Genomic DNA, 13,700 nt, shown 5'->3' on the forward strand with positions numbered 1-13,700 from the left:
CCCGATGAATATGGGAGCCAGTCTAGAACGACTCGCATCTCGGGAGAATCACCGCGCTGCGTAAGTGATTCTTCCGCACGGCGATCGAATCAGCGTCGATCGGCGTCGGTGATTTGCTGAGCCCGCTCGAAATACTCGCGCAGCAGCGGCGCGGCGAAATCGACGAAACCGCGCACCTTCGGCACCGCAAGGCGCCCGCGCGGCGTCACCAGATTGACGGGCAACGGCGCATGCTCGCTGTCGCGCAGCACGATTTTCAGCGCGCCGGCCTTGACCTGCTCGGCCACGTGATAGGAGAACAGCCGCGTGACGCCATGCCCGGCCACGGCCGAAGACAGCGCAGCGCGAATCGTGTTGACGATGAAGCGCGGCGTGAACCGCACGACCTGCGGCAGCGCCGTTTGACGGGCCGCCGGAAAGCTCCACGAATCGAGCCCGAAATGCGTCATCGAGATGATCGGGTGGCTGGCGAGATCGGCGGGCACATCGATGGCCGGATGCGTGGCGAGATAGTCGGGCGAAGCGACCACCACCCGCCTCACCTCGCCCACCGGAATGGCGACGAGCGTGGAGTCCTGCAGATGCGCGATGCGCAGCGCCACGTCGATGCCCTCGTCGACGAGGCTCACCGGCCGGTCGAGCAGGTGCAGGCGGATCGACGCCTGGGGATGGCGATCGAGAAACGAATCGACAATCGGGCGCAGCACCTCCTCGCCCACCGCCACCGCCGCCGTCACGCCTAGCAGTCCGCGCGGCGCGGAGCGCTCGTCGGCTGCGAGCAGGTCCGCCTCCTCCAGATCCGCGAGGATGCGCCGGCACGCCAGCGCATAGCGCTCGCCCGCCTCGCTGAGCCGGATCGTGCGCGTGGTGCGGTGTAGCAGCGGCGTGCCCGTATGCGTCTCCAGAAACGCGATGGCCCGGCTCACCGCCGCGGGCGAGCGGCCCAGCCGACGGCCTGCGCCCGCCAGACTGCCCTCGTCGAGCGTGGCGACGAATACCTTCATGGCGTCGATACGGTCCATTGCGTGTTTGGTCTTGAGATCGGGCCTTGGTGGCGCCGCGGTCTTTCAGGGCGGTGAATTCCGGCACGATCTTAGCGGAATCAGTGCTTGTGCAAGGCGTGCGCGATCAGCTCTGTCAGAGCGGGTGCAGCACCGTTTGCGCGACGCCGGCCGCCACACACAGCACGACGACCGCAAGCGGGGGCACCTTCCAGCGCAGCAACAGCAAAAAGCCGATGCACGCCACGGCGAAATCCGTCGCCGACAGGACCGCGCTCGTCCACACCGGCGAATAAAGCGCGGCGGCCAGCAGGCCGACCACCGCGGCATTGACGCCGGCAAGCGCCGCCGCCATCGCCGCACGCGCGCGCAGCGCCTGCCACCACGGCAAAGCGGCGAGAACGAGCAGCAGACCCGGCAGAAAGATGCCCGCTGTCGCCAGCAGTGCGCCGCTCCAGTGTCTGGGTGGCAGCGCCATCATCCAGCCGAGAAACGCCGCGAACGTGAACAGCGGTCCGGGTACGGCCTGGGCCGCGCCATAGCCGGCCAGGAAGTCGTTGGGCGCGACCCATCCGGTCGCGACGGTTGCCCGCTGCAACAACGGCAGCACCACGTGGCCGCCTCCGAACACGAGCGCGCCGGAGCGATAGAACGCATCGAATACGCGGATGCCTTGCGAGGTCCCGCTTGCCGCCCATAGCGGCAACGCGAACAGCAATGCGCAAAAGACCACCAGCGCGACGATGCCTGCCGTGCGCGACACCTGAAAATCACCGGCCCGCAGAGGAATGGCGCGTGGCGCTTGCACCGCCGTGGTCCGGCACAGCGCGATACCGAGCACGGCGCCGGCGCCGATCACGATCAGTTGGGCGTAGACGGTGCCAGGCACACTGAGCAATCCGAGCGATGCGAGCGCGATCGCCGCGCGGCGGCGATCCGGACACAGACGCCGCGCCATGTCCCAGACAGCCTGCGCGACGACGGCCACCGCGACGAGCTTCAGGCCGTGAATCACGCCCATGCCGAGCGCGCCGCCCAGGTCCGGCGCGATCGCGGCAAAGGCCAGCATCACGAGTACCGACGGCAGCGTGAAGCCGCACCAGGCCGCTAGCCCCCCACCCCACCCGGCCCGCAGCAGCCCGATCGAAAACCCCGCCTGGCTGCTCGCGGGTCCCGGCAGAAATTGGCACAGGCCGATCAGGTCGGTGAAGGCTTCATCGTCGAGCCAGCGGCGCCGCTCGACGAACTCGCGCCGGAAGTAGCCGATGTGAGCGATCGGACCGCCGAAACTGGTCAGCCCGAGTTTCAGAAAGACGATGAAAACCTCGATCACGCGCGCGAGCCGTGAGCGGCGCGGCGACGACAAATCAGTATCCATGGATGTGCGGGTTCGAGCGCTGCCGATTTCGAGAGCCGGCGGGCAAGGCGCCGTCGACGGGCTTCGTGTTTGACGACGCACAGTATAGAGGCCTACGGCGCGACCACGCGCCGCACCCGCGATTGATCTGGGTCAATCGTGCCCCTTGCTTGCTGCAACACACTGGGCACCATCATTTGCGCGTGTTCGAATGCATTTTCACCCGCGTCGCTAATCGCGGTATTCGTCAATCCAGATAGTCCCGCCAAGGGCTTCCATCATCGTGCGGATATCATTCGGGATATCCGGTACCCGGTCGCCGCTCTCGTTATCCCAATAGCAAAAAACCCATCTGCGCACCAGTGCGTCTGAGCAGTTCGGGTAAATCCGATCGCGGTAGCGCCAAGCGTTCGATCAGATAGCGAGCCGGTCGCGCCAAGCGACCATAAGAAAGCCCGCTGCGCTGATGCCCTGCGGCTTATGGCAGAGGGAACTGATCCGGCTTCACACGCAAACGCCGCTTCACTTCGGGGTGAAATATCGCGAGGATGCCGAGCGCTGTCGCACCGAGCCGATTTGCGACGTTTTCTGTCAATTCACCTCCGGGAATGTCTTCGAGGCGCCAAGGCGCGATGACATTTTTGTCGCGTAGTGCGGCGAGGTCCTCATCCTTGACCGAGAATACTTCGAATTGCTGCAATCCAGAGTTATACGAAACAACAAACGATTTTGGGGCGACCATTCTTAGTATCCTCGGCACTGGTTATAGAGGGTGAAGGCATTTTGCTTGCAAGCGATGAAGGTATAGGCAACATTAGTCATTGCCTTGTAGAGATTGCATTCGGCGAGATTTCGCTCATACTCCGCGAAGCATTGCGCCTCCTGCACTTCATTCACTCCGCGCGCCGCGATGTCTTGCACATCATCACTTATTGCATTTGGCTGGTACTCGAACGGCTGTGCATTGCCGAGATTCTGCGGCACGCGCGGGCTGTTGCCATATAACGAGCTTGCCATGTCCGTGTCGGCCGGTTGTTGCACGCGCGCGAGGCCTGACTGGGAAGCCTTTTCCCGCTGCTCCCGTATCGCCTGCACGCACTCGCGCATCTCGTCACGCTCAGGGACGAAGATCAGCCTACCGTCCTTCACTTCGTTGTACAGGACTTTGGCAACCTCATGATCCTTCGTCCTGTACATATGAACGCGGATGTCACTTCGACCGAGCATATCGCGCAGTTCGTGCGACTGGTGGGACAGCAATATGGACGGGGCGTACCGCAACCACGCGGCTAGGGCCTCCTTCATGCCTTCCTCCAGATCGCCGCGTCCCTCGCGAGGCGCGCTGGCCGGCAGTGCAAAATGAAACCACCGTATCACATCGAACATCCAGGGAGACTGGATGTGAAGGTATTGCGACTTGCGAACGCTGCGCGAGAAGAAATGTCCGTGTGACCCCTCACGGGCATTGTGGTAAGCGTCGAGAAAAAGCGAAGTCATCGTGCCTCACAGTCAATTCAAGAGGCCCGATTTTGCAACAGGACACCATCCCAAAAAACCCCTCTGTATTTACGTCACCCGGACGGATACCGCGTGCAGCGCACGCACGTCCCGGCTCAATGGCCAGCGTTCCGAAGGCCCCGACGCAACGCAGAGCGCGCCTCAAAAGAGTTGAATCGGTCCACTCTCATGCGGGCCGCTTTCTTTGTGTCATTGTCAACGCCCGCATCGATGCCTGCCATTACGCTATTGGCTCTCGGCAAACTGCGCGTCATGTCGAGCCGCCTCGCCGAAACGGTGCGGCTTTCGACTTCACTGATCTGGAATTCGCTGACGATAGCGGTACGCCCCGCACGAAAACCGGTCCTGATCCAGCCTGGCAGGCGACACCGACGAAAGCAGGCCGACATCCGCATGGCGATGGCGATCCATGCTCCGGCTGCGGACCGCTTATGACGCCGATGACGCCTCGATCAACACCTTCAGCGCGCGTGTGCTCGACGCGCGGGAGAACGTCTCGTAAGCCGAAAGAATATCGTCGAGCCGGAAGCGATGCGTGATCAGACGCGTGGGATCGATCCGCCCCGCCTTGACTGTCTTCATCAGCATCGGTGTACTGACGGTATCGACGAGACGCGTCGTGATCGCGATGTTGCGATCCCACAGCTTTTCCAGATGCAGATCGCACTTGACGCCGTGCACGCCGATGTTCGCGATCGTTCCACCCGGCGCGACCAGCTGCTGGCAAAGCTCGAACGTCGGCGGAATGCCGACCGCCTCGATCACGCAGTCGGCGCCTACCGATTCGGTCAGCTTCAGCACTTGGGCGACCGCATCGGCACGCGCGTTGTCGATGCAAGCGGTCGCGCCGAAGCGTTGCGCGACCTCGAGCCGGTTCGCGTCGGGATCGATCATGATGATCTGCGCCGGCGAGTAGAACTGCGCGGTCAACAGCGCAGCGAGACCGATCGGCCCCGCGCCGACGATCGCCACGGTGCAGCCCGGCTGAACCTTGCCGTTGAGCACGCCGCACTCGAAGCCGGTCGGCAGAATGTCGGACAGCATCACGAGCGCCTCTTCGTCGAGGCCAGCCGGAATGCGGTACAGACTGCTCTGCGCATGCGGAATGCGCACATATTCGGCCTGCGTGCCGTCGATCCGGTTACCGAGAATCCAGCCGCCCGTCGTGCAATGCGAATACATGCCGCGCCGGCAGTAGTCGCAGCGGCCGCACGAGGTGATGCACGAGATCAGCACGTGATCGCCGGCCGCGAGCCCGTTCACCGCCTCGCCGACCTGATGCACGACACCGACGCCTTCGTGGCCGAGAATGCGGCCCGGTTCGCAGGTCGGCACGTCGCCTTTGAGAATGTGCAGATCGGTGCCGCAGATCGTCGTGCGGGCGACTTTGACGATTGCATCGGTGGGCGCCGTGAGTTCGGGTATCGGCCGTTCGTCGAGCGACTTTTTGCCGGGACCGTGATAAACGAGTGCTTTCATGACGGACTTCTCCTATGGCCGGAATGAAACACGATGCGTGGCGGCAAACGTGTTCGCGCCTGAACCTGGTCGTGTCATGCGTCGGCTAGCGCCGGCGGGAACGTAATGCGTCACGCGCTTGCATCATGAGCCCCGGCGTGGCGGGCGGCTTGATCTGGGTCAAGCACTACGAAAACAACGCCGACGCGTCGATGTCGGCCATTTTCTCGAGTTCTTGCAGATAGAGGCCGGGAAAGGGACCCGCGCCTACCTGCACATCGGCCGCGAAGAAGCTGCACGCGCGAGCACCTCGGTCACGTCGCCGAAGTCGGAGATGATGGCCGCGCGCGAACTGGGCGCACGGCGGAACCAGAGTGGCGTCGGATTGCTCGACCTGATCGGCTCGGATGATCGCCCAAAAAAATCGAAGACATCGCTATATCACAGCATACGGTTTGCCGATATTGGAGGTTGCGGGGACGCATGCGCCGCGAGCAGCTGCTGATGGCGTGCTTCGGTGGCGTCGTCGGCGGGGAACATGCATTCGATGCGCAACTCCTGCGCGGCCACGTTTTGCGGTGTGCCCACGGTCGTGACCATCGAGAAATAGCGCAGTACCACGCCTTCGCTGATGAAGCCGAGCGGAACCATCGGCAGCGTCGCGGGTGTCGCGGAAGAGCCATGATGCGTCTTCCAGTCGCGCGGCACGTCGGGATACGCAAGCAGTTCATCGAGTAGACGCTTCGTGTTGGCGCCGATTACATGACCGACCGACTCGCGATACACGCGTTGCAACAGACTTCGCGCGACCTCCTCCCACTCGGCGACGAACGGACGCATGCCATGTGGATCGAAGATCAGATGCAGCATGTTGCGCGGGCCTTCGCGCGCGGTCATGTCGATGAAGCAGTTGAAGAAGCGCGGGGCCGCGTCGTTGGTCATCAGCACGTTCCAGTCGCGGTCCATCACGAGCGCCGGAAACGGCTCATGCTGACGCACGACCCGTTCGAGCGCGCGAACCACGCCGTGCATTTCCTGCGCATTCCACGGTGCTTCCGAATAGATCGGTGCATAACCCGCGGCAAGCAGCAGCGCATTGCGCTCGCGCAGCGGCACATCGAGGGTCTGCGCAAGCGTCAGCAGCGTGTTGCGGCCCGGCACGCTGCGCCCGCTTTCGATGAAGCTGATCTGCCGCTGCGAGATGCCGGCCTCGAGCGACAGATCGAGCTGACTCACGCCACGCACGTCACGCCAATAGCGCAACAGACCGCCGAGATCGCCCGGCTGCACTTTCGGATCGTGACTCGTGACGTTCATGGTGTTGCCCTCCTGTTGATGCCTGAACGGGATCGCTTCAGCGCGCGGGCGCGTGCCACGCAAATTCGGCGAACTGCGTTTCGAGCGGCGGCTCGGTCACGCTGCCGGTGTAGTTCGTGATCGTCGACGCGGCGACCACCGCAACCACCTCGAGAATCTGCTCCGCGCTGAAACCTGCCGCGAGAAAGCGTTGCCGGTCCTCATCGGCGAGGCGGCCGCGTTTTTCGATCAGCGTGCGCGCGAGCGTCGACAGCGCCGCGAGCCTCGTGTCGTCGGGCACGCCGCCGTGGCGGATCGCCTCGACATCGGCGCGGCGCAGGCCCGCGTTCAAGCCGAGCGCGGTATGAAACGCAACCGCCCATTCGCTCGCGTTCGTCACGGCGTTGGTGAGCAACAGCGTCTGGATCTCCGGTTCGGTCAGACTGCTCGCATGCACGCGCTCGAACAGGCCGATGAAGCCGTTGATCAGCACCGGTGAAGCCGCCATCTTGGCCGCGATGTTCGGAATCAGGCCGAACGCCTGCTGCAGTTTGCGGAGCACGGGTTTCGATTGCTCGGGAGCGGACTCGATCGTGTGAACGGGATAGCTGGACATGGTATCTCCTTGACGTGTGCGCCATCGGAGCGACGGCGCGGTAGTCGAAGAGTAGAGGCAGCCGCGCGGCTCGCCAATTACATCGGATGTCATCGCCATCAGCCATGCGGCGGCGGCTTCTTTCTGGCGAGCCGCCTGGACGCGGCCTATCATGTTGGAGTTTGTTCCCCTCTTGTCCCGTTCGTCACTGGAAAGGAAGAACATGATGCCCACGATGAAAGCAGTCGAAGTGAAGCAGGCCGGCGGCCCGCTCGAACTGGTCGAACGCGAAGTGCCCGAGGCGGGCGCGGGTCACGTGCGTATCAGGATTCAGGCTTGCGGCATCTGCCATAGCGATGCGATGACCAAGGAAGGCCTGTGGCCGGGCCTGGCCTATCCGCGTGTGCCCGGTCACGAGATCGCGGGCGTGATCGATTCGGTCGGTGCGGGTGTCGAGGGCTGGCAGGTCGGGCAGCGTGTCGGGGTCGGCTGGCACGGCGGGCATTGCGGCAAATGCGAACACTGCCGCCAGGGCGATTTCGTGCTGTGCAAGTTCGCCCTCATCCCCGGCATCAGCTACGACGGCGGCTACGCCGAATACATGGTGGCCCCGGTCGAAGCCCTGGCGCGCATTCCCGACGATCTGTCCGACGTCGATGCCGCGCCGCTGCTCTGCGCGGGCATCACGACGTTCAACGCGATACGCAATAGCGGCGCGCGCGCCGGTGAGGTGGTCGCGATTCTCGGGATCGGCGGCCTCGGTCATCTCGGCGTGCAGTTCGCGCGCAAGATGGGCTTTCGCACGGTGGCGATCGCGCGCGGTCAGGACAAGGCCCCGCTCGCGCAGCAACTGGGCGCGCATCACTACATCGACAGCAAAACGGAAAACGTCGCCGAGAAGCTGCAGGCACTGGGCGGCGCGAAGCTGATACTCGCCACGGTGACGAGCGGCAAGGCGATGACCGCGACGCTCGGCGGTCTCGGCCTGAACGGCAAGCTCGTGATGGTCGGCGTGTCCGAAGAGCCGGTCGAAGTGCCGATCGTGCAGTTCATCATGGGACGCAACTCGGTGCAAGGCTGGCCCTCCGGCACCTCGGCCGATTCGCAGGACACGCTCGCGTTCAGCGCGCTCACTGGTGTCAAGCCGATGATCGAAGAGTATCCGCTCGCCGAGGCAGCGCAGGCCTTCGACCGGATGATGAGCGGTCACGCGCGTTTCAGGGTGGTGTTGAAAATGGTCTGAGTGGCAGCCTCCGGTGGGGCGATGGAAATTGCATGACCATTCTGGTTACGGGCAGCACGGGTGTCATCGGCACCCGGTGCTCGAACATCTGAAAGGCGGCGGCGCAGAAGCAGCGACGAGGCGAAGAAAAAGCGCGCTTGCCGGCATCCCGGCAAGCGCGCTCGATGACTTCGCAAATCCACCTTCAAAAACTACGGCGACGTGGCAAAGAACCACTCGCCAGCACTGGCCGGATCAAGCCAGATCGAAACGATCCAGATTCATCACCTTGACCCACGCGGCAACGAAGTCGCGCACGAATTTCTCCTTGCCGTCCTCGCTCGCGTAGACCTCGCTTAAGGCGCGCAGCACCGAGTTCGAGCCGAACACCAGATCGACGCGCGTACCGGTCCACTTGACCTCGCCGCTCTTCGTGTCGGCACCTTCGAACGTTTCCGCGGCCTCCGACACCGGCGTCCATTCCGTGCCCATGTCGAGCAGATTGCGGAAGAAGTCGTTGGACAGCGTTTCCGGCTTGTTCGTCAGCACACCTTCTTTGCCAGCGCCCACCTTCAGCACGCGCAGGCCGCCGATCAGCACCGTCATCTCTGGCGCCGTCAACGTTAGAAGTTGCGCCTTGTCGATCAGCAGCTTCTCCGCCGCCACCGGGAACTTGCCGCCCAGATAGTTGCGGAAGCCGTCGTGGACCGGCTCCAGCACCGCGATCGCTTCGACGTCGGTCTGCTCCGGCAAAGCATCCATGCGACCCGGCGAGAACGGCACCGTCACCTGCTGCCCGGCGTTCTTCGCGGCCTGCTCGATACCGGCGCCACCCGCCAGCACGATCAGGTCGGCAAGCGAAATCTTCTTGCCGCCGGACTGCGCACCGTTGAACTCGCTCTGGATGCCTTCGAGCACCTTCAGCACCTTCGCGAGCTCAGCGGGCTGGTTGACGGCCCAGTCCTTCTGCGGTGCGAGCCGGATGCGCGCGCCGTTGGCGCCGCCGCGCTTGTCCGAGCCGCGGAACGTCGAGGCCGAGGCCCACGCGGTCGTGACCAGCTGCGACACCGACAGCCCCGACGCGAGGATCTTCTGCTTCAGCGCCGCGACGTCCTTGTCGTCGACGAGCGGGTGATCGACGGCCGGAATCGGGTCCTGCCACAGCAGTTGCTCCGACGGCACTTCCGGGCCAAGATAGCGGGCGCGCGGACCCATGTCGCGGTGCGTCAGCTTGAACCACGCGCGCGCGAACGCGTCGGCGAACTCGTCGGGGTTGGCCATGAAGCGCCGCGAGATCTTTTCGTAGATCGGGTCGAGGCGGAGCGACAGGTCGGTCGTCAGCATCGTCGGCAGCACTTTCTTCGATGGGTCGTGCGCGTGCGGATACGTGGCCTGCGCGTCCTTCGCGACCCACTGGTTCGCACCCGCCGGGCTCTTCGTCAGCTCCCACTCGTGGCCGAACAGGCTCTGGAAGTAGCTCATGTCCCACTGCGTCGGCGTCGCGGTCCACGTGACTTCGATACCGCTCGTGATCGTGTCGCCGCCCCGGCCGGTGCCGAAGCTGTTGCGCCAGCCGAGCCCCTGGGCCTCGAGACCGGCACTTTCCGGTTCCGGACCGACGTTATCGGCCGGCGCCGCGCCGTGCGTCTTGCCGAACGTGTGGCCGCCGGCGATCAGCGCGACCGTTTCCTCGTCGTTCATCGCCATGCGGCCGAACGTTTCGCGGATGTCGACTGCCGCGGCGAGCGGATCGGGATTGCCGTCCGGGCCTTCCGGATTCACGTAGATCAGGCCCATCTGCACCGCGCCGAGCGGGTTTTCGAGGTTGCGGCCGGGCGGATCGGTACGGCTCTTTTCGGTGCCGTGCAGCTCCTCGTCGGCGACCAGCACGCCTTCGTCGTCTTCCCTGCCGGCCGCTCCCTTGCCGTAGCGCACGTCGCCGCCGAGCCAGGTTTTTTCATTGCCCCAGTAGACGTCCTGGTCCGGTTCCCACGTGTCCTCGCGGCCGCCGCCGAAACCAAAAGTCTTGAAGCCCATCGTTTCGAGCGCGACGTTGCCGGTCAGGATCAGCAGGTCGCCCCACGAAATTTTCTGGCCGTATTTCTGCTTGATCGGCCATAGCAGCCGGCGAGCCTTGTCGAGGCTCACGTTGTCCGGCCAGCTATTGAGCGGCGCGAAACGCTGCTGGCCGCGCCCTGCGCCGCCGCGGCCGTCGCCGATGCGGTACGTGCCGGCGGCATGCCATGCCATACGGATAAACAGCGGGCCGTAGTGGCCGAAGTCCGCGGGCCACCAGGGCTGCGAATCGGTCATCAGCGCGGCGAGGTCTTTCTTGACCGCGGCGTAGTCGAGGCTCTTGAATGCCTCGGCATAGTTGAAATCCTGGTCTAGCGGATTGGAGCGGTTCGAATGCTGGTTGAGCAGGTCGAGGCGCAATTGCTTCGGCCACCAGTCCCGATTGGTCGTCCCGCCGCCGGCGGTATGGATGAACGGGCACTTTGCTTCGTTTGACATGCGTTCTCTCCTTTGGAGGATGTCACCGTTGTCGATCGGAGTCGGTGCCTGGGTACTTTCTCCAATCCCATGCAAGGTACTTGTTATGCGTTTGTCATCGTGTCAGGCTTGCGTGGCAATTTGACGACCCGAAAACCCGACAGTCAGCCGAATGGCTCGGCAGTGCACTCATGAAATCCAGGGTCGAGGGCAACGCAGCCGATGTCCGTAACGGCTGACTCCGGTCGGCGCTCCACTCCTATTCGAATATAGGCGAGGACAAAGTTCAATAGAATTCGAATACGGCAATGCCACTAATAGACGGCGACTATAGCGGGCGGAAAACGAGCGGCGCCCTGCATCACTATATGCCGATCGATCGTCACCGCGTCGAAGCTTGAGCGCACCCGGCTGTTTCGCGCCAGGCGCAGCCGACTGTGTGATAGGGTTTCGCGTTTCGTCCGCAACAGAGTGGGCACTGCTTTCTTTTCAGGCAAGCGCTTCTGACAGCACCTGAGCGGAGCAGAATGACGCCAACCGGCGTGCGCCCGAGGAGTGTCCCGAACCGTGTCCAAAGCCGTGCCGAAAGCTGCCCCGAACGCTGAGCTCGCCACCGTCCAGCCCGTCGAATCGCTCGTCGTGCCGGAACTGCTCGATGGCCGCGACGGCACCAATCGCGGCGCGGCGGAAAACTCGCAGCTATCGGCGCGCAACGACCTCGACGCCGTGCGCGCCTGGCTGTCCAATTACGCGGACACCAAGACCACCTTCGACAACTACCGCAAGGAAGCGGAGCGGCTGCTGCTGTGGGCCGTCGTGCAGCTCGGCAAGCCGCTGTCGTCGCTGACGCACGAGGATCTGCTGCTGTTCAAGACGTTCATCGCCGATCCGCAGCCGGCCACGCGCTGGGTGTCGGCGAACGGCGGCAAGTACGCGCGCGGCGACGCGCGCTGGCGGCCGTTCAACGGGCCGCTGTCGCCGGCCAGCCAGCGCCAGGCGCTGATCATCCTGAACACGATGTTCACGTGGCTCGTCAATGCCGGCTATCTGCGCGGCAATCCGATGGCGCTCCTGCGACAACGCGCGAAGCGCTCGGCGCCGCGCGTGACGCGCTATCTGTCGACGTCGCTGTGGGACGAAGTGAAGCTGTTCGTCGAGCAGCTGCCGCAAGATACCGATGCGCAACGCGCGTACTACGCGCGTTGCCGCTGGCTGACCACGCTGTTCTATTTGCAGGGCATGCGCATTTCCGAGGTGGCCGGCGGGCAGATGGGCCAGTTCTTCAGAAGGCTCGGCGCCGATGGTCAGGACCAGTGGTGGCTCGAGACGCTCGGCAAGGGCGACAAGGAGCGGATCGTGCCGGTGTCGGCCGAACTGGTTCAGGAGCTGCGCAGCTACCGCACGCTCAATGGCCTCGCCGCCCTGCCGACCCGCGCCGAGGAAACGCCGCTCGTGCTGCCGTTCAAGGGCCGCAACCGCTGCCTGTCGCGCTCGGCGATTCACGACGCGATCAAGGGCATCTTCGCGGGCGCGGCCAAGTGGCTGCGTGCGCGCGGTCCCGAATTCGCCGATCGCGCCGACGAGCTCGAGCGCGCGTCGGCGCACTGGCTGCGGCATACGGCCGGTTCGCATCAGGCGGACGGCGGCGTCGATCTGCGCACGATCCGCGACAACCTCGGCCACGTTTCGCTGAATACGACCAGTCTTTACCTCCACACCGAGGACGACGCGCGGCATACCGAGACCGTTAATCGACACCGGATGAACTGGGACGACGCGAAGTCTGAAGACGGCAATGCGGGCGGCAATTAAGCGCGGATCGGGCGGGTGAAACGCGCCGGAATTTTTGCGTTATTTCTTTCTGTTTCCCAGTTGGATCAATTCATCAGGCGATGCGCGCCGGGCATGCGTTTGCGCCTGCGCGTTTACCCGCTCATTTCTTTGGTCGTCGATTCATATCTCAAGAATGCAGAACGCCGACCGTTAAACGGGCGTCGCTCGACAAATAACCAATACAAACCGGGGAATGAACTTGAAAACCATCACCAACGCGCTGTTGGCGTCGGCTGCGTGCGCTACCTTTCTCGCGGGCTGCGTGACCAGTGGGCAAGGCCGGCTCGTCAGCGCCCCGAACCGGGTCGACGAAGTGACCGTGACCGCGTATCAGCCGTTGCCGACCGATGTGTACGTCGCCAATGTGGTCGATCGCGATGTGGTGATCGTCGGCGGCGATACATATATCTGGGTCGTCGGCCGGGACGGCGTCCGGCATCGTCAGTTCTATTCTCATGGCGATCATCGCGCCGAGGTTTTCCATCGCCGTGAGGAACTGCATCGTGTGATGGCGAGCCATGACGGTCATCTGCCGGAGCATCCGGGCGGCGGCGAGCATCCGGGCGGCGAGCATCCGCCGCTCGGGCACCCGGGCGGCCCCGCGCCGGCGATGGCCGCGCACGGACAGCCGCCGCGAGCCGACAGGCACGCCGCCAGACCGGTCAGGTCTGCACCCGCGACGGCCGCGCACGGACAACCGCGCCGCGCCGTCATGCACGTCGCCGGGCCGGTCAGGCCCGCGCCCGCACCACCGGCAAAGCGGGTGTCGAAGGATCCGACGAAGTCGTAACATCGCTGACAGGCGCGCTGCCAAAGCGCCTTCCTGCATCGCCCGCTTCCCCCAACTCCCCGCCAATCCCACCCCATTGCCCGCTAGAATTGCCGGCTTTGCCCGCGTCGGGCGCGCCGCAAGGCAAAATATGGGTT

Annotated in this window: 12 protein-coding genes; 4 read left to right on the forward strand and 8 right to left on the reverse strand. The window is 64.2% G+C overall.

The window, feature by feature from the left end; genetic code table 11:
- Positions 1-89: 89 nt before the first annotated feature.
- The 4 genes from HDG32_RS09195 to HDG32_RS09210 all read right to left on the reverse strand — a co-directional run bounded on the left by HDG32_RS09195 (position 90) and on the right by HDG32_RS09210 (position 3,855).
- On the reverse strand, positions 90-1,022 hold the full coding sequence (locus HDG32_RS09195; protein WP_184065807.1) for a LysR family transcriptional regulator: 933 nt from the start codon (positions 1,020-1,022) through the stop codon (positions 90-92).
- Positions 1,023-1,137: 115 nt separating this feature from the next.
- Positions 1,138-2,379 (reverse strand): chromate efflux transporter, encoded by a 1,242-nt coding sequence (gene chrA, locus HDG32_RS09200; RefSeq protein WP_184065810.1) that lies wholly within the window; start codon positions 2,377-2,379, stop codon positions 1,138-1,140.
- A gap of 457 nt (positions 2,380-2,836) precedes the next feature.
- A complete protein-coding gene (locus HDG32_RS09205) occupies positions 2,837-3,100 on the reverse strand; it encodes a hypothetical protein (protein ID WP_184065813.1) in 264 nt (87 codons plus the stop codon).
- Between the two features lie 2 nt (positions 3,101-3,102).
- Positions 3,103-3,855: a hypothetical protein gene (locus HDG32_RS09210; protein ID WP_184065816.1), complete on the reverse strand. Its 753-nt coding sequence runs from the start codon at positions 3,853-3,855 to the stop codon at positions 3,103-3,105.
- Positions 3,856-4,086: 231 nt separating this feature from the next.
- Here HDG32_RS09210 and HDG32_RS09215 point away from each other — a divergent pair, with 231 nt between their 5' ends.
- Positions 4,087-4,311 carry a hypothetical protein gene (locus tag HDG32_RS09215; protein ID WP_184065818.1) on the forward strand — a complete coding sequence of 75 codons (225 nt, stop codon included), beginning with the start codon at positions 4,087-4,089 and terminating at the stop codon, positions 4,309-4,311.
- Here HDG32_RS09215 and HDG32_RS09220 read toward each other — a convergent pair.
- From HDG32_RS09220 to HDG32_RS09230, 3 genes are all read right to left on the reverse strand, one after another.
- The gene (locus HDG32_RS09220; RefSeq protein ID WP_184065820.1) at positions 4,306-5,355 is read right to left on the reverse strand and encodes a zinc-dependent alcohol dehydrogenase family protein; all 1,050 of its coding nucleotides are present in this window, start codon (positions 5,353-5,355) and stop codon (positions 4,306-4,308) included. The genes HDG32_RS09215 and HDG32_RS09220 overlap by 6 nt on opposite strands.
- A gap of 420 nt (positions 5,356-5,775) precedes the next feature.
- A complete protein-coding gene (locus HDG32_RS09225) occupies positions 5,776-6,651 on the reverse strand; it encodes a helix-turn-helix domain-containing protein (RefSeq protein WP_184065822.1) in 876 nt (291 codons plus the stop codon).
- Between the two features lie 37 nt (positions 6,652-6,688).
- Positions 6,689-7,246 (reverse strand): carboxymuconolactone decarboxylase family protein, encoded by a 558-nt coding sequence (locus HDG32_RS09230; RefSeq protein WP_184022784.1) that lies wholly within the window; start codon positions 7,244-7,246, stop codon positions 6,689-6,691.
- Between the two features lie 205 nt (positions 7,247-7,451).
- On the opposite strand from HDG32_RS09230, the gene HDG32_RS09235 reads away from it, so the two are divergent.
- Positions 7,452-8,468, forward strand: coding sequence for an alcohol dehydrogenase (locus tag HDG32_RS09235; protein ID WP_184065824.1), 1,017 nt, complete (start codon positions 7,452-7,454; stop codon positions 8,466-8,468).
- 234 nt (positions 8,469-8,702) lie between these two features.
- Here the strand turns inward: HDG32_RS09235 and katG are convergent, their stop codons facing one another.
- Positions 8,703-10,961 carry a catalase/peroxidase HPI gene (gene katG, locus HDG32_RS09240; protein WP_184065826.1) on the reverse strand — a complete coding sequence of 753 codons (2,259 nt, stop codon included), beginning with the start codon at positions 10,959-10,961 and terminating at the stop codon, positions 8,703-8,705.
- Between the two features lie 546 nt (positions 10,962-11,507).
- Here katG and HDG32_RS09245 point away from each other — a divergent pair.
- Both HDG32_RS09245 and HDG32_RS09250 read left to right on the forward strand, forming a co-directional pair.
- The gene (locus tag HDG32_RS09245; protein ID WP_184065828.1) at positions 11,508-12,752 is read left to right on the forward strand and encodes a tyrosine-type recombinase/integrase; all 1,245 of its coding nucleotides are present in this window, start codon (positions 11,508-11,510) and stop codon (positions 12,750-12,752) included.
- A 214-nt stretch (positions 12,753-12,966) separates the two neighbouring features.
- The gene (locus tag HDG32_RS09250; protein ID WP_184065830.1) at positions 12,967-13,563 is read left to right on the forward strand and encodes a hypothetical protein; all 597 of its coding nucleotides are present in this window, start codon (positions 12,967-12,969) and stop codon (positions 13,561-13,563) included.
- Positions 13,564-13,700 lie beyond the last annotated feature (137 nt).

This window comes from Paraburkholderia sp. CI2 (genome assembly GCF_014201055.1).
Taxonomy (GTDB): domain Bacteria; phylum Pseudomonadota; class Gammaproteobacteria; order Burkholderiales; family Burkholderiaceae; genus Paraburkholderia; species Paraburkholderia tuberum.